Here is a 20,444-nt window from a genome sequence, read left to right on the forward strand (position 1 = left end):
AATGAATGCTCACACCCCGCTGGTGGACATAAAAAACCTTCACATGCATTTCGAAACCAAAACGCGTGCTTTTGATGCCTCATCACTTTGGCGGGGCAAGCGGTTTGTTCATGCGGTCAATGATGTCTCATTTTCGATTGAGAAAGGGGAAGCCTTTTGCCTGGTTGGGGAATCGGGGTGCGGAAAATCCACCATCGCGCGACTAATCACTGGGCTAGAGCGCCCGACATCGGGTGAAATCCATTTTGCGGGGCAACGCGTTGATCAACTTTCGCGTGCCAAGCAACGGCCGCTGCGCAAACGCATGCAGATGATTTTCCAAAATCCATATGCATCCCTCAACCCGCGCATGACTGTTGAGCAGGCTCTTGTGGAGCCATTGAAGCATCATTTTCCCGATTACTCCGTGCAAGATATTCAGCAGCGCAAGGTGGATATTATGCGGGCTGTTGGGATTGATCAGACATGGAGCGACCGATATCCGGATGCATTTTCAGGTGGTCAGCGCCAGCGCATCGCAATTGCACGCGCCCTCACCGTTGACCCTGAATTCATGATCGCTGATGAGCCTATCTCGGCGTTAGATGCTTCAATTCAAGCGCAAATTCTAAATCTTATGCTTGAAGCGCGTGAAGAACGCGGCATAACATATTTGTTTATTGCGCATGATTTAAATGTGGTTCAGCATTTTGCGACGCGTGTCGCTGTTCTCTATTTGGGGTCTATTTGTGAAATTTCGAGCACCCGTTCACTTTTTGAACATCCGAAACACCCATATACACGGGCGCTCCTTTCTGCCATTCCGCAACTCAAGGATGATAAACCGAAACATGTTCGCTTGCGCGGTGAAATCCCGACGCCGTTTGCGCCCCCTAAAGGATGCCCGTTTGAGAGCCGCTGCGTTTTTGCCAACAATCGATGCCGGCATGAACGCCCTCGCCAAATGCGCCAACCAGATGGGAGCACGGTAGCGTGTCACGGCGTTGAGGAAAATCGTTTGGATGACTAACCACCCACACATTACTGAGATGGATTAAAGCGTTGGACCTTGTTTGGCTCAAAGATTTTGAAGCGCTCACCGTGCAGAAAAGCTTTTCGCGGGCGGCAGAGGTGCGCAATGTCAGCCAACCCGCGTTTTCACGCCGTATCCGTGCGCTTGAAGATGAAGTGGGCGTAAAGCTTATCGATCGTCAAACATTACCGCTATCCTTGACCCCCGCAGGTCAAGTTTTTCTGTCACAAGCCAAAATCATCTTAGAGACATTTTCAGAGACCGTTGAGCGTTGCCAAACCATTGATGCGGCGAATGAAAACCAAATCCGCTTCGCGACCACACAATCGCTTTATCTCACCCATTACAAAACCCACATCGCCCCATTGGTGGATCAGGTGGGGCTGGACGTTGATCTGAACTCTTCTGCGTGGGAGGCGAGCAAATTCGTGACCGCCTTGCAGCAGAATTATTGCGACATCATTTTGACCTATTGGCATCCGAATATGGATTTTCTGGCGCCACTTGAGGTGGCTCAGTGCGACTATATTACTTTGTCGACGGATCGCTTGCTGCCAGTGACCGGGATTGAGAATAATGTGCCGCTCTTTTGCCTGGAAAAAGGCAAAAATAGCTCCCTTCCCCTGTTGGGCTATGGCAACACCTCTTCTCTTCGTCCGGTGGTGGATGGGATATTATCACGAGAGATTCACCCAAAGAGTGTATTTATCGTGAGCAAAAACGCATTGGCGGTGTCGATTAAAGCGATGATTTTAAAAGGGTTTGGCTTTGGCTGGTTGCCCTTTGACCTCTGCCAAGAGGACCTTGAAACAGGCAAATTGCATCAAATGGGGGATGCGCGACTTACTGAGAAGCTGGAAATCAGGCTTTATAAGAAAAAAGACAATGACAAACCAACACTGCAACGCTTATGGCGCGAGATTGAGAGCCACGCGTAAAAACCGTTGCAGGCGGGTAACTGCGTGCGCCCCAAATTCGATGTCACGCAGACAAGATTGCGCTCGACAACCACGAAATTGGTCTGGCTGTGCGACCATAAGGCACACAAAAACATACTGTTTAGGGTTTTATCATGCGCATAATCGGTTAGGGTTCTCGTATTAAGTGCGTTCTATTATCTCAAAATCCACCATCATCAATTTGTAATTGATGTGACAGGAAAACAAATGCTCAACTCATTGCGAATTAACAATTTTGCGCTGGTTTTGGCGGTCATCGTTACGGCCGTACTTGGCGGCTGCGCTGCTGACCGCGCCAATCGATCTGGCTATTCCATCGAAATGAGCAGCAACGCAATTGTCCCGCACATTGAGAATGCACGCATTTGGGCCGATGACCCGAAAATCGCAAGTGGCGGCCTATGGTCACCAAGCGCCCTCAAGGACATTAATGCCCCGATTAGCATGTTGACCTTGTCTGGTGGCGGTGCGGAAGGTGCATTTGGCGCGGGCTTTTTGAAGGGGTGGAGCCAAACAGGCACACGGCCGCAGTTTAGTGTCGTCAGTGGCACGAGCGCAGGCGCTTTGCTCGCCCCATTTGCTTTTCTTGGCCCTAAATATGATCACGTCTTGGCGCAAATCTTTACCCAAGAACGCACCAGCAAACTTGTGCGCGTCGCCGGATTGTCGGCCATTTTTGGCACAAGCGTGTTTAGCGCCGAGCCGCTGGAGAAGATGGTGGCGCACTATGTGACACCGGAACTCATTCAAGAAATTGCCAAAGAACATGCCAAGGGCCGCAGGCTCTATGTCATCACCACAAATATCGACACGCAGCGCACGGCCATATGGAACATGGGCGCCATTGCCTCGGCAAAAACGCCAGCCGCATTGGGCCTGTTCCGCAAGGTCCTTTTGGCATCAGCCAGCGTACCTGGGGTGTTGCCGCCGCAATATATTGAAGTCTCGCATAACGGACAATCCTTTAGGGAAATGCATTTGGATGGCGGCGTCACGGCAAACATCATGTTGCTGCCGGAAGCTATTTTGCAAACCGGCCATTATCGCAGGCTCGCCTCAAAACCCACGCTTTATTTGTTGTTTAATGGTAAGATCGGTCATGAATATAAACTCGTGAAGCCGCAAACCATTAGCATTTTGGAGCGATCATTTGGCACCGCGATCAAAGCGAGTTCGCGTCAAAGCATTATTGCGGCACGCCAATTCGCGAAATCGCAGGGGTGGAACCTCAAAATCGCCGCGCTGGCCACCGACTTTGAATCGCCCTTGAATGAAGTTGAGCTAAATGAGCAAGAGCTGACCGCACTGTTCGATGAAGGCGTAAAGAGTGGTAGTCAACGCGACGCTTGGCGGGAAAGCTTTGAGTAAGCGTTCGTCCGCTTAAGAAGTTTCAAGCGCCTCGATGATGCCATCGACCAATTTTGCGAGCTTTTCATCGAGCAACGGCAACAGTTCCGTCCAATCGTTGAATTGCTGCAACTCCTTTTTGCCGTCACTTATGCCGCGTAGGGCAATTAGAGGCACATCGAACGACTGGCACACCCTTTTGACGGCAAAGGTTTCCATATCAACCATTTCTGCGCTCAATTGCTCAAATTCATCTCCGACAATCACTTTGCCGCCGGTTGAAAGGGTCGCTTTGGGTATAAAATCAAATTGCGGAGCCAACTCTAATGCCGCGGGCAAATCGACAAAGGGGGTTAGCCCCTTTTCAAACCCAATCGCAGACGCGTCCATATCGCGATAGCTTACCGATTTGGCTTGATAGATTTCGCCCTGTTGTAGGCTCGCTGAGCCGGAGGAACCGAGCAGCAAAGCATAATCCGGTGCTTTTTCGCACTGTTGCATGACTCGGGCCGTATTCATTGCGGCTTCCACCGGGCCAACACCGACGATATAGGGATCAACTCTCGCCTTTAGATGAGTGCCATATTCGATGGTTGTGGCCATAAGTGGCAGAATTTGCATTCCATTTTTCAGATGTAGTGATTTGCCCAAAATTTCATTCCCCAGCTTGGAGCGCCGATTCATTTTATCCAACCCCAGTATGCCTTAGAAAAAATCGAAAAAAAGCGGGTTGTGATTTTTTATTTGCCGTGATTAGGGTACGCGGAATTCTGTTGAACAATGATTGGACTATTCGGTATGTGGGGCGCTATTCGAGCCGCGTGGCCGCTATTTGTGGGTATGATTCTGCTGATGGTCAGCAATGGCCTTTTGTCGACCATATTGACGATCCGTGCGCAGGAAATTGGCTATAGCGAAACCACCATTGGTTTGGTCCAGTCGGGCTACCCAATCGGCTTCATTCTGAGCTGTTTTATCACCCCCATAATGATCAATCATTCGGGACACGTCAGGGTTTTCGCCGCTCTGGTTTCCATCGCCAGCACCTCCGCACTTATCCACCTGATCACAGACGATCCGGCCATTTGGGTCGTAATGCGCGTCCTTTCCGGCTTTTGTTTTTCCGGCATCTATATTGTTGCAGAAAGCTGGCTGAACTCCCTTGCGGATAATAAAAACCGCGGCTCGCTGCTTTCTTCATATTTTGTGGTGCAAACCGCTGGCTATATGGTCGGGCAACTGATGATCGGCCTTTCAGCACCAGGTGCCATAACCCTGTTCATTTTCACCTCAGTGCTGCTGTCTGTATCACTTGTGCCAATCTTGATTGCAGCAACCACCCAGCCGAGCCTTGAAGAACCCCAACGCGTGACGATTTTTGAATTGTTTCACATTTCGCCCATGGCGGTGATTGGCGGATTCTTTATCGGCATTTCAAACGGCGGGCTTGCCTTTGTGACAGCGATTTACGCCCGCAATGTGGGCCTGAGCGTGCCGATGACAGGTTATTTGCTTGCCGCAACGACGTTGGGCGGTTTGCTGTTCCAATTCCCGTTGGGCAAGCTCTCGGATATATTTGATCGACGTTTGGTGATTATCATTTCATCCATCATCAATGGGCTGGTCTGCTTTGTAATGGTCTCTGTGGGTACCCCTCACCTCTATCCAATCATATTGTTCGGCGGTTTCCTGGTTATGGGCGGCTTCACCCTGCCCGTCTATTCGATCTGCATGGCGCACATGAATGACTATTTGAAACCTCAGCAAATGGTTGCGGCCTCGAGCACGTTGGTTCTTGTGTTTTCAGCCGGTATGGTTATTGGCCCGATTGGCGGCGCATTTGTGTTGGATCGTTTTGGCGGCACGGGCATGTACGTATTCTACGCCATGGTCGCGTTGATTATGGCCGGGACCGGTATCCAGCGTTTGATCAAAAGCGACAAAGGCGAAGTCGACGACAAAGACAATGCCGTCCCCTTTGCGGCTACTACTACGCCCGAGGCCACACAGATGCATGTCGATGATTTGACCGAATCGACCCCATAGTCAGTTGGCTATGGGGCTCTTGCAGTAATCTCCACGTGCGTCGTGTCGCCTAGTCGACAGCCCTGGCGGAAGCTTTGGCTGCGCAATGCGTTGTGGTAATATCTGCGTAAATGACGAAAACACTGGCTGTTGTTGGCACCACATGCTTGGCACTTTTCAGCATCGTATTTGCTGAGGCGGGCGAACTTGTGCCCCGCGGCGAAACGGCCTTTTCCCTCGCCCAGCCGGGGATGACCTCCGAGGACCTTGCAGAGTTCAATTATGGTCGAGACATTTTCAACCATGTTTGGACGACGGTGGAACATGCTGATGGCACCCAAAGCGGGTTGGGGCCGCTATATAGTGCAAATTCGTGTGCCGCCTGTCACATTAATGATGGCCGCGGGCATCCGCCAGAGAAAGAAGGCAGTCCAACCCAATCGCTTGCGGTGATAGTCGGCATACCGCAAACGGACCAATCTCCCTTGCCTGACCCCATTTATGGGAAACAGATTCAAGATATCGCCAGCGGCACCGCGCCTGAGGCGCGTGTTGTTGTGCAATATGGCGAAGAGAAAATTGAACTCGCCGACGGCACGGCGGTGAATTTGCGCCGCCCAACAATTCGCCTCGAGGAACTGGCCTTTGGCCCTATGGATAAACAAACGCGTATTTCTGGACGCATTGCGCCGCAAATAATCGGATTGGGTTATCTGGAAGATGTTTCAGCCGAACAATTAGCCGTTCTCGCTGATCCTGAAGACCGCGGCGGGGATGGGATAAGTGGCAAAATCTCGTTGCTGGACGATGGCGAGATTGGTCGGTTTGGCTGGAAAGCGTCAGCGCCGACTTTGCACTTTCAAACGGTCAAGGCGGCGCATTTAGATATGGGGCTATCCACGCCAGATTTTGACTTTTTTGCTGGCGACTGTACCGAATACCAGACAACATGTTTGACCGCTGGTCGCGAAAAGCCACCACAAGGCAAGACCGAGTTAAACCGTAACCAAGTGCGCCTGCTGGTGATTTACGCAGCGCATTTACGTGTGCCACCTGCACGCAATATGGACGATCCGGCGGTTATGCTGGGCAAGAAACTGTTTAAAGAAATTGGCTGCGCGAGCTGTCACTATGACCAAAAGCTCAACCCAGATATGCCGCGAGCCGCTTATACAGACATGCTATTGCACGATATGGGCGATGATCTCGCCGATCCAATCTATGGCGACCAATATTTGGCCCAAGAATGGCGAACGCCTGCCCTTTGGGGGATTGGCTACACTGAAGAAGTGGGCGGACATTTGGCGTTTTTGCACGATGGCCGCGCCCGGACTTTGACGGAAGCCATCATGTGGCATGGTGGCGAAGGCACAGCGGCGCGTGATCAGTTTGCAAAGCTAAGCGGAGTAGATCGTGCGGCCCTACTGGCTTTCTTGAACGCGATTTAGCGCGGCATGTTGCGTCGGAATCCTTCTTTGAACGCCACAATGGCAGCGCTGCCGACAATGAAGGGCAAAGCAGCGTAAAAGCTGAAGCCAGGAATATTTCCGAATATGGTCACCCCAATAATCACTGCCCAGATCAATGACAAATATTCAAATGGCGCGAGCTTTGATGCTTCGCCCAATTGGAAACTGGTGGTGACCAGAATATGGGCAAAACCGCCAAACAAGCCGGCACCAAGCAACAAAATTTCCTGCTTGTAATCCGTTTCAGCCCAGCCGAACGGCAGCGTGCACAGGCCGACGACAGCGCAGGTGAGTGCAAAATAAAACGCGATGGCGGCAGGATGTTCGGTTTTGGCGAGGTTGCGGATTTGAATAATGGACGCTGCCGTGAGCACTGCTGCCAAAACGCCCAGACCAACGCCCATCAAATATGATTCATTATCGGTGCGGCTATTCATTAACTCGGGCACCACCAAAACTCCAGTGCCAAACACGCCTAAGATCACCGCGATCCACCGCACAGCAGGCACCAACTCTTTCAAAAAGATTTGCGCAAAGATCACCACAAAGATTGGCGATAGATAGGTCAACATGGTTGCTTCAGCAATGGTGAGAAAAGCCAACGTCGCGAAAGACGCGAACATGGCACAACACCCGGTGATGCAGCGAAAAACGTGCCGAATGGGATATTTTGATTTCAGGCCACGCGGAAATTCGCCGCGTATCCAGAGATAGCCAACGAGCGGAATCAGGGCGTACGCACTGCGGTAAAAGACAATTTGACCCGTCGGCGCAACATCCGACAGGCCCTTAACGCACGCGACCATCAGGGCAAATAGGATGCCCGAACTGATCCGCAGAACGATGGCAAGATTATCTTGTGACATGGTCCACCAAATTGGTTGGACCATCAAACTAACCTAGCCATCAATTTGCGCAATGATTCTTTTAATCGCGCCAAGCGTGGAATTGCGCCAACAGGCCTTCAGTGGAACCATCATGTTGGCTCGAGGCTTTGGCACCTTTCACCTTTGGCAGGATGGCTTTGGCCAATTGTTTGCCCAGTTCGACGCCCCACTGGTCGAAGCTATTGATGTTCCAAATAGCGCCTTGAACGAACACTTTGTGCTCGTATAGAGCAATCAATTTGCCAAGCATTTTTGGCGTCATCTTGGCGTAGATCAATGTGTTGGACGGGCGGTTGCCCTCAAACACTTTATGTGGCGTGAGCGCTTCAATTTCAGCGTCTGATAGGCCCTGCTCTTTCAATTCTGCCACCACTTGATCGGCGCTTTTGCCGAGCATTAGCGCTTCGGATTGAGCGAAACAGTTGGCCACCAGCTTTTGATGATGTTCGGGCAAATTGTCGTGTGCTTGCGCGGCGACGAGGAAATCGACGGGAATGATGTCGGTGCCCTGGTGGATCAATTGATAAAAGGCGTGCTGGCCGTTGGTGCCGGGTTCGCCCCAAACGATAGGGCCGGTTTTGCGGGTGACTTTTTCGCCATTGAGCTGAACGGACTTGCCGTTGGATTCCATATCCTGCTGCTGCAAATAGGCGGCGAAACGGTTCATGCGCTGATCGTAGGGCAAAACGGCGTGCGTGGCATGGCCCCACACATTGCGGTACCACACGCCCAACACGGCCATGATCACTGGCATGTTTTCTGCGAGTGGCGCGGTGAGGAAATGCTGGTCGATTTCAAAGGCACCAGCGAGAAATTCGTCAAACTGGTCTGGGCCGATGGCCAGCATGACGGGCAAGCCAATGGCGGACCAGACGGAGTAGCGGCCGCCTACCCAATCCCAGAAACCAAAGATACGATCATGGGCGATACCAAACTCGGCGCAGGCTTCCAGATTGGTCGAGAGTGCCGCGAAATGATCTTTCACCGCTGCATCACCCAGCGCATCCACCAGCCACGTGCGGGCGGTGTTGGCGTTGGTCATGGTTTCATCGGTGGTGAAGGTTTTGGAGGCGACCAGTACAAGCGTGGTTTCGGGCTGCAGCCGCGCCAGCGTGTCGGCAATATCTGCGCCATCCACGTTTGAAACGAAGTGCGGCGTGAGGCCTGCGTCAATGTAGGGCCGCAATGCGTTGCACACCATGGCGGGGCCAAGGTCTGACCCGCCAATGCCGATATTGACCACATCGGTGATTTTCTGGCCTGTGGCGCCTTTGATGTCGCCAGAGCGGACGGCATTGGCAAAAGTGCGCATATTGGCCAGGACCTCGCGCACGTCGGGCATCACGTCTTTCCCGTCGACCATCACGGGTTGATCGCCCTGATAGCGCAGCGCCATATGCATGACGGCACGATCTTCTGTCGAATTGATATGCTCGCCCGCCCACATGGCATCGCGCCGCACTTCCACATTGGCAGCTTTGGCGAGATCGATTAGCGCGTTGAATGCGCTCTCATCGATGAGATTTTTGGAATAATCAAGAGCCAGATCATCCAGCTTGAGGCTGAATTTACCGAAACGATCGGGGTCAGATTTAAACATCTCCCGCATTTCGGCATCTGCCAGTCGAGAGTGATGATTTGATAAATCGTTGAAAGCTGAATCGATCGTTAGGGACATGATCTTTCCTTATTATGACAGGGGCGGAATATCACCTTTCGCCCAACCCTCGCGGGTTTCGGCCGCGAAATCATCAAAACGATCTGCAGCAATGGCATCACGCATGCCCTGCATCAGTGTTTGATAATAGGCCAAATTGATCTGCGACAAAATCATGGCGCCCAACATCTCATTGGCACGAATGAGATGGTGCAAATAGGCCCGCTGATAGATCTGACAGTTGGGATTGGACGAGGTTTCATCCAAGGGACGTGCATCGTCTTTATGACGTGCATTTTTGAGGTTGATCACACCATATTTGGTGTAGGCATGACCGTGGCGTCCGGCGCGTGTAGGGTGCACGCAATCGAACATATCAATGCCGCGTTTGACCGCGCCGAGCAAATCGTCCGGCTTGCCCACGCCCATCAAATAGCGGGGCCGATCTTGAGGCAAAGCAGGTGTTGTGTAGTCCAACACCTCAAACATGGTTTCCTGCGGCTCACCTACCGCAAGGCCACCGACAGCGTAGCCCTTGAAACCAATTTCTGTAAGCGCCTGCGCAGAACGCAAGCGTAAATCTTCTTGGTCGCCGCCCTGAACAATCCCAAACAGCGCCCGGCCCGGCTGGATGCCAAATGCATTTTTGGACCGCTCGGCCCAACGGATGGAGAGTTCCATAGCGCGTTGAATATCTTCGCGGGTGGATGGCAAGGCCACACATTCATCGAGCTGCATTTGGATATCCGCACCCAACAGGGTTTGGATTTCAATGGAGCGCTCTGGCGTGAGCATATGTTTGGAGCCATCAATATGGGATTTGAACGACACCCCGTTCTCGTCCAGCTTGCGCAATTTGGCCAAGCTCATCACCTGAAAGCCGCCAGAATCTGTGAGGATGGGGCGCGACCAATTGGCAAATTTGTGCAGGCCACCCAAATGGGCCACCCGCTCCGCGCCGGGGCGCAGCATCAAGTGGTAAGTGTTGCCAAGGATAATGTCGGCGCCTGTTTCGCGCACCTGTTCGGGATACATGCCTTTCACTGTGGCGGCTGTGCCGACCGGCATAAAGGCAGGCGTGCGGATATTGCCGCGCGGGGTGGAAATTTCACCAAGGCGCGCGCCGTTGCTTTCAGATTTGAAGTCAAAAGCAAAATCAGTCGTCATTATTTATCCTTGTCCGCGCTGTCATCACGAAACAGCAGCGACGCATCGCCAAATGAATAGAAGCGATATTTGTTGTCGATCGCGTGTTTATAGGCCTTTTGCATGGTTTCAAAGCCTGAAAAGGCCGAAACCAGCATGAAAAGCGTTGATTTTGGCAGGTGGAAGTTGGTCATCAGCACGTCGACGGCGTTAAATCGATAGCCCGGGGTAATGAAGATGTCTGTTTCACCGCAAAACGGCTTCAGCTCGCCATCAAAGGCCGCGCTTTCCAACAGCCGCAAGCTGGTGGTACCCACTGCAAAAACCCGTCCGCCTTTGGTTTTGGCGTTCTTTATGGTGTCGATGGTCGCTGGGGTGATCTCACCCCATTCCGCGTGCATTTTATGGTCTTCAGTGTTGTCCACTTTGACGGGCAGAAACGTCCCTGCCCCAACATGTAGCGTCACTTCTTCGATCTTCACGCCCTTGGCGCGGATGGCATCGAGCAAGCGGTCGGTGAAGTGCAAACCAGCTGTTGGCGCCGCCACGGCCCCATCATGCTTTGCATAGATGGTTTGATAGTCTGTGTCGTCCTGATCTTCATGGTCGCGCTTGGCGCCAATATAGGGCGGCAGCGGCATGGCCCCGCGAGCTTTGATCGCCTCGTCCAGCTCCGCGCCTTTTTCGGCGAACTTAAGCTGAACCTCACCGGCGTCGGCTTTTTCCACCACTTGGGCGCGCAAAGGGTCGACGCCCTCGCGCAAAAATTCGACGTGATCACCGATGGCTAGTTTTTTAGCTGGACGCGCAAAAGCACGCCACTGGCTGGGATCGACCCGCTTATGCAAATTGACCGAAATCTTCGCCACAGCGTCGCCGCGAGTCCGCGTGCCCACCAATTCGGCGGGCAGCACTTTGGTGTTGTTGATCACCAGCACATCGTTTTCGGACAGAAATTCCAACAGTTCGGAAACCGACCGATCTTGAATTTCATTTGCCGGATCGACCACAAGCATGCGCGCAGAATCACGTGGCACCGCAGGATGCAGTGCCACAAGATCGTCCGGCAATGTAAAATCGAAATCGTCTACGCGCATAAAGCGAGTTTAATCCGCAGCGACACGCAGAGACAAAATCTGATCCGGATCAGCAACAGGTTCACCGCGCTTAAGCTGGTCAATCGCGTCCATACCATCAATCACTTGACCCCAAACGGTGTATTGACCGTCCAAGAATGATTGATCGTCAAAGCAGATGAAGAATTGTGAGTTGGCTGAGTTCGGGTCCATTGTGCGGGCCATTGAACATGTGCCGCGCTTATGGGGCGTGTCGTTGAACTCTTGCTCTAGATCTGGCTTTTCTGAGCCACCAGTTCCTGTGCCGTTCGGGCAACCGGCTTGAGCCATAAAACCTTCAATTACACGGTGAAATACGATCCCGTCATAAAAGTTTTCGCGTGCCAGCTCTTTGATGCGCTCAACATGCTTTGGCGCCACGTCTGGCAATAGCTTGATGACCACACTGCCTTTTGATGTTTCCATAAGCAATGTGTTTTCAGGATCTTTAATATCAACCATTTTGTTCTCCTCAACACTGGAATCAGCGTTGTTTGGTCGTTTCATATGGCGGTGGATGCGCAGATCCACCGCTATTCGATTGGGGTTTTACTGGTCTTTGACGCGAAATGAAACAATTTTATCCGGGTCAACCACCTGCCCGTTGCGATTTTGGTCGCCTTTTTTGATTTGGTGGACATGTTCCATGCCATCTTTGACATAGCCAAACACTGTATATTGTCCGTTCAAGAACGATGCGTCCTCGAAAGTGATAAAGAATTGCGAGTTGGCTGAGTTTGGGTTTTGGCTTCTTGCCATACCCAAAGTGCCGCACTGATAATTTGTGTCGGTAAACTCAGCGGGCAAGTCCGGATAATCAGAGCCGCCCATGCCCGTGCCTGTCGGGTCGCCGGTCTGGGCCATAAAGCCTTCAATCACGCGGTGGAACACCACATTGTCGTAAAAGCCTTCATTGGCCAGAGTTGTGATCCGCTCCACATGCTTGGGCGCCAAATCAGGGCGCAGTTCAAACTCAACTGTGCCGGTTTTCAGTTCCATTTCCATGGCCACGGTTTCAACGCCTTCAGGCGCAGCCGGCGTTTCACAGGCCGGATAGGCTTGCGCCTTGGTCATTTCGGTAAAAGCCACATAGCCAAACAGGCTGATGAAGGCGACACCAAGCATGGTGAACACCCGATTCTTATTGGTCATTTGTTCGGTCATTTATTCTTCAATACATTTAGAACTGCGTTGGGGACAAAAGCAGAGATGTCTCCGCCCATTTGCGAGATTTGCCGCACCAAAGTGGCCGATATGTGACGAACATGTGGGCTCGATGGCACAAAAACGGTTTGCAAATCCGGCGCCATTTGCGCGTTCATGCCCACCATTTGCATCTCATAGTTATAGTCTGTGGTGTCGCGCAAGCCGCGAATGATGATATTGGCGTGCAAATTGCGGGCAGCATGGATCATCAAGCCGTCAAATTGAGCAATATCCACGACCACATCATTGCGTTTGGCGATTGGAGCGATGGCTTGTTGCAACAGCTGCAAGCGCTCGTCGCCTGTTAGAATTGGGGACTTGCCGTGATGAGTGCCCACGCCAACGATGAGCCTGTCGACCAGCCGACAAGCGCGCTCGATTACGTCAATATGACCATTGGTAATTGGATCAAATGATCCCGGATAAAAACCGGTACGTTTCTCCGCCATAAATGCCTCAGCTTTTTTGTTGTAGCGCCAACCATGCGCCACCAAATATTAGGAACCCGCCGCTTAGCTTGTTCAATATTGCGACGCGCTGTTGTGATAATAGGTTACGCGCCTTACTCGCCGCAAGGGCATAACAGCTATCAATGGTGGCAAAAAATGTAACCGTGATGAGGCCCAAAATCATAATTTGCGGTGCAACGGCTTGTTGTGTGTCGATAAATTGGGGCAAAAACGCGCCCAAAAACAGCAATGCTTTGGGGTTGGCCATGGTAACCAAAAAGCCTTGCAATACATATTCGCGCATGGTGCGCCCGTCAGCCAGCGTTTGGTCAAATTTCAGGCCAGACCGATTGCGGATCATTTTCCAACCCAAATAGATCAAATAAGCGGCACCCAAGAGTTTTAACCAGAAGAAGGCGTTGCCCATCACGGAGATCACGGCTTCAAGCCCGAGCGCAACGATGGCCACCATCAACAAAACTGCAATTTGCGCGCCCAAAATCGTCCCCAAGCCGCCTTTGATGCCGCGTGATAGCGCGTTGGCGACAATGATTGTGACGGTTGGGCCAGGCACAATGGCTAAAAAGAAACAGGCTGTTATGAACGCCAACAGCATGGTGCTATCCAGCATAATATCCTCCCAAAGAAAAAGGCCGAGAAAATCCCGGCCTCTTATTATTATTCATTTTCTGGCTGATCGCCACCTGAAGTTGGTGGTGGCGTATCTGTTGCCGTTTCATCGCCATCTTCGTCTTCATCCGGTTCAGGCTCTGAAATGCGCTCGACAGACACCACTTTCTCATCTTTGGCGGTCGACAGGACAGTGACACCCTGGGTTGCGCGTCCAGCAATTCGAATGCCATCGACTGGCACGCGGATCAGTTTACCGCCATTGGTCACGAGCATGATTTGATCATCATTTTCGGCTGGGAACGACGCCACGATGCGGCCGTTACGTTCGCTCATGGCCATAGCTGTGATGCCTTTACCACCGCGGCCTGTCTTGCGGTATTCATAAGAAGAGGTGCGTTTACCGTAGCCATTTTCAGAAATGGCAAGGATGAACTGTTCTGCCGCACTCATTTCCGCATAACGCTCTGACGACATTTCAACGTCGCCGACGCTGAGATCTTCATCACTGTCTGGCACATCTTCTGCATCGCCATCCATCAAGCGCCGCAATTTCAAATAGGCGCCGCGTTCTTCAGGCGTTGCGTCGAGATGGCGAATGATCGACATGGCGATGACTTCGTCGCCTTCGGCCAAGCGAATGCCGCGCACGCCAACTGAATTACGGCTGGTGAAGACACGCACATCATCAACTGAGAAGCGCATGGCTTGGCCAAGTGCCGTTGTCAGCAATACGTTATCGATGGCTGAACATGTTTCCACGTCCACAATGCCATCGCCCTCTTCCAGCTTCATGGCGATTTTGCCGTTGCGGTTAACATTGATGAAGTCTGCCAATGAGTTCCGCCGCACGGTGCCGCGCTTAGTGGCAAACATAATGTCGAGATCCTGCCAGGTGTTCTCGTCTTCCGGCAACGGCATGATTGACGTTATGTGTTCGCCTTCCTGCAGCGGCAGAATGTTGACCAATGCCTTGCCGCGCGAATTGGCCGCGCCGACAGGCAGACGCCATACTTTAAGTTTATAGACGATGCCGCGACTGGTGAAGAACAGGACGGGTGTGTGGGTGTTTGCCACGAACAAACGGGCCACAAAATCCTCGTCACGCGTCGCCATGCCGGAGCGGCCTTTACCTCCGCGGCGCTGTGCCCGATAGGTTGAGAGCGGTACGCGCTTGATATAGCCGCCATGGGATACGGTCACAACCATATCCTCGCGGGCAATCAAATCCTCATCGTCAACATCGCCAACTGCATCAACAATCTCGGTACGACGTTCAGTGCCGTAGCGGTCGCGCACTTCGATCATTTCTTCGCGAATAATCTCGATCACGCGCTCTTTTGACCGCAAAATATCGAGATAGTTCTCAATTTCGGCACCCAGCTTGTTCAATTCGTCGCCGATCTCGTCGCGTCCCAATGCGGTAAGCCGCTGCAAACGCAAATCGAGAATGGCTTTCACCTGCTCTTCAGAGAGATAATAGGTGCCGTCGTCATTAACCTTGTGGCGCGGATCGTCGATCAATTTGATCAGGACTTCCACATCCCGTGCAGGCCAAGCGCGCTCAAGCAAACGGCCGCGAGCGGTTGCAGGATCCGGCGCTGTGCGGATCAATTGAATCACTTCATCCACATTGGCCACGGCAATCACCAAGCCAACCAATACGTGGGCGCGATCGCGAGCTTTATTGAGCAAGAATTTAGCGCGGCGTGTGACAACCTCTTCGCGGAAATCCACGAAGGCTGTCAAAATATCGCGCAACGTCATTTGCTGCGGTTTGCCGCCATTCAAGGCAACAAAGTTGCAGCCGAATGAGGATTGCAGCGGCGAGAACTTATAAAGCTGGTTCAGCACAATGTCCGCAACAGCGTCGCGCTTGAGTTCAATCACCACCCGCATGCCGTTACGGTCAGATTCATCGCGAATATCGGAAATGCCCTCAATGCGCTTATCGCGCACCAATTCAGCGATTTTCTCGATCATCGAGGCTTTATTCACCTGATAGGGAATTTCGGTGATGATTAGAGCTTCGCGGTCTTTGCGAATTTCTTCAACATTCACCAAACCACGCATCAAAACAGAACCGCGCCCAGTTTCATAAGCAGAACGAATGCCCGAACGGCCAAGAATAATGCCCGCTGTGGGGAAATCCGGCCCTGGCATGATTTCCATCAACTCGTCGGTGGTGATGTCTGCATTGTCCATCAGGGCAATGGCTGCGTTGATCACCTCCACCAAATTGTGGCTGGGAATATTTGTCGCCATGCCCACGGCAATGCCGCCTGAGCCGTTGACCAACAGATTGGGGAAGCGCGCCGGCAGGATGGTCGGTTCGCTCTCGGTGTTATCGTAGTTGTCGCGGAAATCGACTGTGTCGCGATCAATATCATCCAGAAGTGCTGTCGACACCCGCTCCATGCGCACTTCGGTATAACGCATCGCAGCAGGCATATCGCCATCAATCGAACCAAAGTTGCCCTGGCCATCGATCAAGGGCAGCCGCATGGAAAACTCTTGTGCCATCCGCACGAGCGCGTGGTAAACCGCTGTGTCACCGTGCGGGTGATATTTACCGATCACATCACCAACAACACGCGCCGACTTGCGGTACTGCTTGTTCCACTCATACCCATTTTCATGCATCGAATAGAGAATGCGGCGGTGCACAGGCTTGAGGCCATCGCGTACATCTGGCAGGGCCCGGCTCACAATCACGCTCATGGCGTAATCAAGATAGGAGCGGCGCATTTCGTCCGTAACAGAAATCAAAGAGATCGCTGAATTGGGTTCATTTTCAGGTGTTTGGTCGTTGGGCGTATCGGTCACGGCTGTTCTTATTGCTGTTGCGTGTGCGTTAACCCACTTTTCTTAAGTGATTCCGCAAGAAAAGACCAATAAGTTTGCGCTCTTGTGCACATCTGATCGCTTGTTTTTGGCCAATTTGAACCGAATTTAACTCAAACTTGGCAATATCATGGCAATTTCGCGCAGAATCTGCTTTGTTCTGCGCAAAACGAACAAACAATAAGAGTTGCAACCCGCAACTACTTAGTCGCGGGCACCATTGGAGCGTTGTACATTGTCAATCGGTTTCGGCCTCGAACGCATCGGGCTTCTTACACTTAAATATCCAAAAATCGTCACCGCTATCTTGGCCGCTTTCACTATTCTATGTTTGGTGCAGGTGCCGCGCATTACGATTGATGGGGATTTGCTGCGCCTCTACAAAGACTCTGGCGAATATTACGACACCTATGTAGAGCTGGGCGAACGGTTCGGCACATTTGAGAATGATGCATACATTCTGGTCAAATCCGATCAGCTCACCGATCCTGAAGTGATCGAGACCATGCGTGAATTGGCGCTGGAGCTTGAGCTGAACAGCTTTGCTAGTGGCACATTGTCCCCCTTCTCTCTGCGTAAGCCCGCACAAGAAGATGGTGTGACCCGCCCCGCCGTGCCGGAAGACATGCAAAGCGCCGATGAAGTGGCCGCCGCTTTAAATGATTTGCGGCAAAACGATCCGATGATGCGCAATTTGATTGTGGAAGATCTGACCGGATTGGTCATGCTCATGTTCCCCAATCCCGATATGCTCAAAGGGGATGGTGAAACCCGCATGATTGCGGAACTCAGAGAGTTGATCAGCTTTTACGATGATCCCCGCTATGAGATTGAGCTAACAGGGCCGCCCATTTGGAAATCTGAATTGCTGAATGCTAGCAAATCGGACCAGATCAAATTCACGGCGTCCGGGATTATCTTGGGCTTTCTCACCGCATTTTTGGCATTTCGCACATTCTGGGGCGCTGTTTTGGCGACCCTTGCTCCGTTCGTCTCTGTATTGTGGGTTGTGGGCAGCGTGGTGCTTATTTTCGGCTCCTTCACCTTCCTGACCAATATTCTAACGGCATTGGTGCTGGTGATCGCCTTCGCGGAGAGTATGTTCTTTTGCTTCCACTGGCTCCGATTATCGCGTGAAGGTATGGACCATGAAGAGGCAATCCGAGAAACCGTCATTCGGGTCAGCCCCGCTTGTGCGTTGACCTCAGTGACAACAGTAATTGCATTCCTGTCGCTTTCAATCGCGCCAGGGCAAGGCATTTTTGAATTTGCGATTACGGGCGCATTGGCCATCCCTATGGCGTTTCTAGCGTTGGTCACCTTTTTGCCATTGGCGCTGCGTGCCGCAACACGTGCAGGCTTTAAGCCGAAAAAGGCACCAAGCGTGGCCCTGACAGCGATCATCCCACCCTTGTCACGACTTGCCGAACGGCGGTACCGCCCGGTGGCGATTTTGGGGGTTATCGCTTTTGTTGCAATGCTTTATCCGCACTTCCAGTTGCAGCCTACATTCTCCTTCCAGCAGTTTTTGCCGAAAGGGTCTGATGCGTTGGACACGTCCGAAGCCATTGACCAGGGTGTAGGCGGTGTGGCGCCGCTCTATGTGTCGATCCCCCTGCTCGATAATGATCCGCAGATCACAGACAGCGATTTCGAGCGCGTCGAGACCGTACATGAGATTTTAGAAGGCATTTTCGGCAAAGGCAAAGTGATCTCCGGCGCCAGCTTTAATCATTATAGCGAGGCTGGCTTTAGTCGAGAACAAATCTTTGATGCTGTGGGTCCATTTATGAAGCGTCGCTTTATCACCGATGAGGGCGATCTTGCGATGGCCACGGCCTTTATGCCGACCCAATTGGGTTCTGCTGAGGTGCGCGAACTTGTTGAAGAAACCGACGCAGCACTGACCGCCGCAGGCCTTGGCGACACCTCCATTTCCGGCTTCAGGGTACTTTCAGCTTATGAGAGCGTCGAGATGATCCAACGGCTCCAGGATGGCCTGACCATCGCGGTGCTTCTATCGATTTTGATTATTGGCGTTGCCTTTAGATCATGGCGCGTCGCGTTGATATGTGTCATCCCGAACTTTGCCCCAATTTTGGGCACCGAACTGTATCTTTGGGTGTCGGGAGCTGGATTGCAGCTAACTACCGTCATCTCCCTGACCATCGCTTTTGGTATTGCTGTGGATGATACAATTCACTTTATGAACCACTATGTTCGAGCAAGGCAGCAGAACTATGGGCATAAAGAAGCAGTGATGCGTACACTTGAGCGCGTTGGCCCCGCGTTAATCGCGACAACAGCAATCCTTTGCGCAGGCACAACCGTAGTTATATTCTCAGTGTTGCCGCAGGTCGCCCTATTTGGGGCACTATGCGTGCTTACACTCTTCTTGGCTTTGCTGGGCGATTTGATTATTCTACCTGCATTGCTCATCGCCGGGGGGCGATTGTTTAGATCCTTTGGAGGACAACCGAAATGAAATTGAAGCATATCGCAAATGCTTTTAAAGCGCTGATTTTGGGCGCCGTATTGGCCAGTGGCTTTTCAACGCCTAGCTTTGCGGGCAAAGCGGACATTGAACTACTGAAAAGCTATGTCGGCAATTGGCGCGGTCGCGGCGAGGCCAAGCTTGCCTCCACGGGAGCCGACGAAACCGTTTTGTGTAAAATGGATTTTACCGACACCGGCCCAGACCGGATCGGCCTGACAGGACGTTGTTCATTGGCAGGCAGCACCTTTTCGATGCGCGGGACAGTCGCCTATGTCGAAAAGAATCGCCGCTATGAAGCTGTGATGTCGTCCAACACCAGTTTTTCCGGCGTGGCGGTTGGTCGTCGGTCGGGCAAGAATTTAAATTTCTCTCTGCTCAATGTGAAATCAGAATCCGATGATGCTTTCGACATCGGTGTTGGGTTACAATTGCGCAATGGCCAGATCTACGTAAAGTTTGATATTGTGCACAAAGAGAGTGGTGGCAAATCTACTGCCAATATTCCGTTCTCGAAAAGCTAGATTTCATACGCCTACAAAAAAGGCCGCTCAAGTGAGCGGCCTTTTTTTTCGATCATTCGATGGATCAAAACGGGATATCATCATCCATATCACCGGCATCGAAGGATGGTGCATTGGCTTGTGGCCGACCACCGCCGCCTTGATTATTATCGCCGTAAGACGAACCACCTTGACCACCGGCGCCTGCATTGTCGCCGCGCCCACCGAGCATGGTCAGGGTTGAGTTAAAGCCTTGCAACACGATTTCAGTCGAATAGCGATCATTGCCATCCTGATCTTGCCATTTGCGCGTTTGCAATTGGCCCTCAATATAGACTGTCGAGCCCTTTTTCAGATATTGCTCGGCCACGCGGCAAAGACCTTCACTAAAGATCACAACGCGGTGCCATTCTGTCCGCTCGCGCTGTTCGCCGCTGTTCTTATCGCGCCAACGCTCTGAAGTGGCAATGCGCAGATTAACAATCGGGCGTCCATCGTTGGTGCTGCGCACTTCCGGGTCAGCCCCAAGATTACCAACCAAAATTACCTTATTTACACTGCCTGCCATCGTATTTTCCCTTTCAGGCGTCATATTGGAAATGTCGCCAATATGTGCATCCAATTTCAAAACTCAATCGTAGCTTTTATGTGCACAACACGCCAAAAGAATGAAGGAGTGTTTCTCACTCATCCACAATCCA

Annotated in this window: 18 protein-coding genes; 7 read left to right on the plus strand and 11 right to left on the minus strand. The window is 52.0% G+C overall.

Annotated elements, in window-relative coordinates:
* Window position 1: 1 nt before the first annotated feature.
* The 3 genes from G549_RS0112890 to G549_RS20265 all read left to right on the plus strand — a co-directional run bounded on the left by G549_RS0112890 (window position 2) and on the right by G549_RS20265 (window position 3,339).
* Entirely contained in the window at window positions 2-1,009 is a 1,008-nt protein-coding gene (locus tag G549_RS0112890; RefSeq protein WP_027835372.1) for an ABC transporter ATP-binding protein, read from the plus strand.
* A 32-nt stretch (window positions 1,010-1,041) separates the two neighbouring features.
* The gene (locus G549_RS0112895) at window positions 1,042-1,950 is read left to right on the plus strand and encodes a LysR family transcriptional regulator (protein WP_027835373.1); all 909 of its coding nucleotides are present in this window, start codon (window positions 1,042-1,044) and stop codon (window positions 1,948-1,950) included.
* Between the two features lie 228 nt (window positions 1,951-2,178).
* On the plus strand, window positions 2,179-3,339 hold the full coding sequence (locus G549_RS20265; RefSeq protein ID WP_051213785.1) for a patatin-like phospholipase family protein: 1,161 nt from the start codon (window positions 2,179-2,181) through the stop codon (window positions 3,337-3,339).
* Between the two features lie 12 nt (window positions 3,340-3,351).
* On the opposite strand, the gene G549_RS0112905 is transcribed toward G549_RS20265, so the two are convergent.
* Window positions 3,352-4,002: a 5'-methylthioadenosine/S-adenosylhomocysteine nucleosidase gene (locus G549_RS0112905; protein ID WP_084634166.1), complete on the minus strand. Its 651-nt coding sequence runs from the start codon at window positions 4,000-4,002 to the stop codon at window positions 3,352-3,354.
* A 96-nt stretch (window positions 4,003-4,098) separates the two neighbouring features.
* Between G549_RS0112905 and G549_RS20270 the strand changes: the two genes are divergently transcribed.
* Both G549_RS20270 and G549_RS20275 read left to right on the plus strand, forming a co-directional pair.
* Entirely contained in the window at window positions 4,099-5,364 is a 1,266-nt protein-coding gene (locus G549_RS20270) for an MFS transporter (RefSeq protein ID WP_084634167.1), read from the plus strand.
* 110 nt (window positions 5,365-5,474) lie between these two features.
* Complete coding sequence (locus tag G549_RS20275; RefSeq protein ID WP_051213789.1) at window positions 5,475-6,791, plus strand: di-heme oxidoreductase family protein; 1,317 nt, start codon at window positions 5,475-5,477, stop codon at window positions 6,789-6,791.
* Here the strand turns inward: G549_RS20275 and G549_RS0112920 are convergent.
* From G549_RS0112920 to gyrA, 9 genes are all read right to left on the minus strand, one after another.
* Window positions 6,788-7,702 carry a DMT family transporter gene (locus tag G549_RS0112920; protein WP_205468009.1) on the minus strand — a complete coding sequence of 305 codons (915 nt, stop codon included), beginning with the start codon at window positions 7,700-7,702 and terminating at the stop codon, window positions 6,788-6,790. The genes G549_RS20275 and G549_RS0112920 overlap by 4 nt on opposite strands.
* A 37-nt stretch (window positions 7,703-7,739) precedes the next feature.
* Window positions 7,740-9,377 (minus strand): glucose-6-phosphate isomerase, encoded by a 1,638-nt coding sequence (pgi, locus tag G549_RS0112925; RefSeq protein WP_027835376.1) that lies wholly within the window; start codon window positions 9,375-9,377, stop codon window positions 7,740-7,742.
* Between the two features lie 12 nt (window positions 9,378-9,389).
* Window positions 9,390-10,523, minus strand: a complete 1,134-nt coding sequence (tgt, locus tag G549_RS0112930) for a tRNA guanosine(34) transglycosylase Tgt (protein ID WP_027835377.1) — start codon at window positions 10,521-10,523, stop codon at window positions 9,390-9,392.
* Window positions 10,523-11,599 (minus strand): tRNA preQ1(34) S-adenosylmethionine ribosyltransferase-isomerase QueA, encoded by a 1,077-nt coding sequence (gene queA / locus G549_RS0112935; protein ID WP_027835378.1) that lies wholly within the window; start codon window positions 11,597-11,599, stop codon window positions 10,523-10,525. Before queA ends, tgt begins: the two co-directional genes overlap by 1 nt.
* Before the next feature lie 9 nt (window positions 11,600-11,608).
* A complete protein-coding gene (locus G549_RS0112940) occupies window positions 11,609-12,079 on the minus strand; it encodes a peptidylprolyl isomerase (RefSeq protein ID WP_027835379.1) in 471 nt (156 codons plus the stop codon).
* Between the two features lie 87 nt (window positions 12,080-12,166).
* Complete coding sequence (locus G549_RS0112945; protein ID WP_246778377.1) at window positions 12,167-12,769, minus strand: peptidylprolyl isomerase; 603 nt, start codon at window positions 12,767-12,769, stop codon at window positions 12,167-12,169.
* Between the two features lie 8 nt (window positions 12,770-12,777).
* On the minus strand, window positions 12,778-13,272 hold the full coding sequence (gene coaD / locus G549_RS0112950; protein ID WP_027835381.1) for a pantetheine-phosphate adenylyltransferase: 495 nt from the start codon (window positions 13,270-13,272) through the stop codon (window positions 12,778-12,780).
* 7 nt (window positions 13,273-13,279) lie between these two features.
* On the minus strand, window positions 13,280-13,903 hold the full coding sequence (locus G549_RS0112955; RefSeq protein WP_027835382.1) for a LysE family translocator: 624 nt from the start codon (window positions 13,901-13,903) through the stop codon (window positions 13,280-13,282).
* 47 nt (window positions 13,904-13,950) lie between these two features.
* Window positions 13,951-16,650 (minus strand): DNA gyrase subunit A, encoded by a 2,700-nt coding sequence (gene gyrA / locus G549_RS0112960; RefSeq protein WP_117396786.1) that lies wholly within the window; start codon window positions 16,648-16,650, stop codon window positions 13,951-13,953.
* Between the two features lie 331 nt (window positions 16,651-16,981).
* Here gyrA and G549_RS0112970 point away from each other — a divergent pair, with 331 nt between their 5' ends.
* Both G549_RS0112970 and G549_RS0112975 read left to right on the plus strand, forming a co-directional pair.
* Window positions 16,982-19,231, plus strand: a complete 2,250-nt coding sequence (locus G549_RS0112970; RefSeq protein WP_027835384.1) for an efflux RND transporter permease subunit — start codon at window positions 16,982-16,984, stop codon at window positions 19,229-19,231.
* The gene (locus G549_RS0112975) at window positions 19,228-19,764 is read left to right on the plus strand and encodes a hypothetical protein (protein WP_027835385.1); all 537 of its coding nucleotides are present in this window, start codon (window positions 19,228-19,230) and stop codon (window positions 19,762-19,764) included. Before G549_RS0112970 ends, G549_RS0112975 begins: the two co-directional genes overlap by 4 nt.
* 64 nt (window positions 19,765-19,828) lie before the next feature.
* Here G549_RS0112975 and G549_RS0112980 read toward each other — a convergent pair whose 3' ends face one another.
* Window positions 19,829-20,311 (minus strand): single-stranded DNA-binding protein, encoded by a 483-nt coding sequence (locus G549_RS0112980; protein ID WP_027835386.1) that lies wholly within the window; start codon window positions 20,309-20,311, stop codon window positions 19,829-19,831.
* Window positions 20,312-20,444 lie beyond the last annotated feature (133 nt).

This window comes from Maritalea myrionectae DSM 19524, assembly GCF_000423365.1.
Classification (GTDB): domain Bacteria; phylum Pseudomonadota; class Alphaproteobacteria; order Rhizobiales; family Devosiaceae; genus Maritalea; species Maritalea myrionectae.

Bases quoted from the DNA above. Each gene is read 5' to 3' on its own strand.
- G549_RS0112890 (WP_027835372.1), top strand. From the start codon at position 2: ATGAATGCTCACACCCCGCTGGTGGACATAAAAAACCTTCACATGCAT.
- G549_RS20265 (WP_051213785.1), top strand. From the start codon at position 2,179: ATGCTCAACTCATTGCGAATTAACAATTTTGCGCTGGTTTTGGCGGTC.
- G549_RS0112905 (WP_084634166.1), bottom strand. From the start codon at position 4,002: ATGAATCGGCGCTCCAAGCTGGGGAATGAAATTTTGGGCAAATCACTA.
- G549_RS20270 (WP_084634167.1), top strand. From the start codon at position 4,099: ATGATTGGACTATTCGGTATGTGGGGCGCTATTCGAGCCGCGTGGCCG.
- G549_RS20275 (WP_051213789.1), top strand. From the start codon at position 5,475: ATGACGAAAACACTGGCTGTTGTTGGCACCACATGCTTGGCACTTTTC.
- G549_RS0112920 (WP_205468009.1), bottom strand. From the start codon at position 7,702: ATGGTCCAACCAATTTGGTGGACCATGTCACAAGATAATCTTGCCATC.
- pgi (WP_027835376.1), bottom strand. From the start codon at position 9,377: ATGTCCCTAACGATCGATTCAGCTTTCAACGATTTATCAAATCATCAC.
- tgt (WP_027835377.1), bottom strand. From the start codon at position 10,523: ATGACGACTGATTTTGCTTTTGACTTCAAATCTGAAAGCAACGGCGCG.
- queA (WP_027835378.1), bottom strand. From the start codon at position 11,599: ATGCGCGTAGACGATTTCGATTTTACATTGCCGGACGATCTTGTGGCA.
- G549_RS0112940 (WP_027835379.1), bottom strand. From the start codon at position 12,079: ATGGTTGATATTAAAGATCCTGAAAACACATTGCTTATGGAAACATCA.
- G549_RS0112945 (WP_246778377.1), bottom strand. From the start codon at position 12,769: ATGACCAATAAGAATCGGGTGTTCACCATGCTTGGTGTCGCCTTCATC.
- coaD (WP_027835381.1), bottom strand. From the start codon at position 13,272: ATGGCGGAGAAACGTACCGGTTTTTATCCGGGATCATTTGATCCAATT.
- G549_RS0112955 (WP_027835382.1), bottom strand. From the start codon at position 13,903: ATGCTGGATAGCACCATGCTGTTGGCGTTCATAACAGCCTGTTTCTTT.
- gyrA (WP_117396786.1), bottom strand. From the start codon at position 16,650: ATGCGCCGCTCCTATCTTGATTACGCCATGAGCGTGATTGTGAGCCGG.
- G549_RS0112975 (WP_027835385.1), top strand. From the start codon at position 19,228: ATGAAATTGAAGCATATCGCAAATGCTTTTAAAGCGCTGATTTTGGGC.
- G549_RS0112980 (WP_027835386.1), bottom strand. From the start codon at position 20,311: ATGGCAGGCAGTGTAAATAAGGTAATTTTGGTTGGTAATCTTGGGGCT.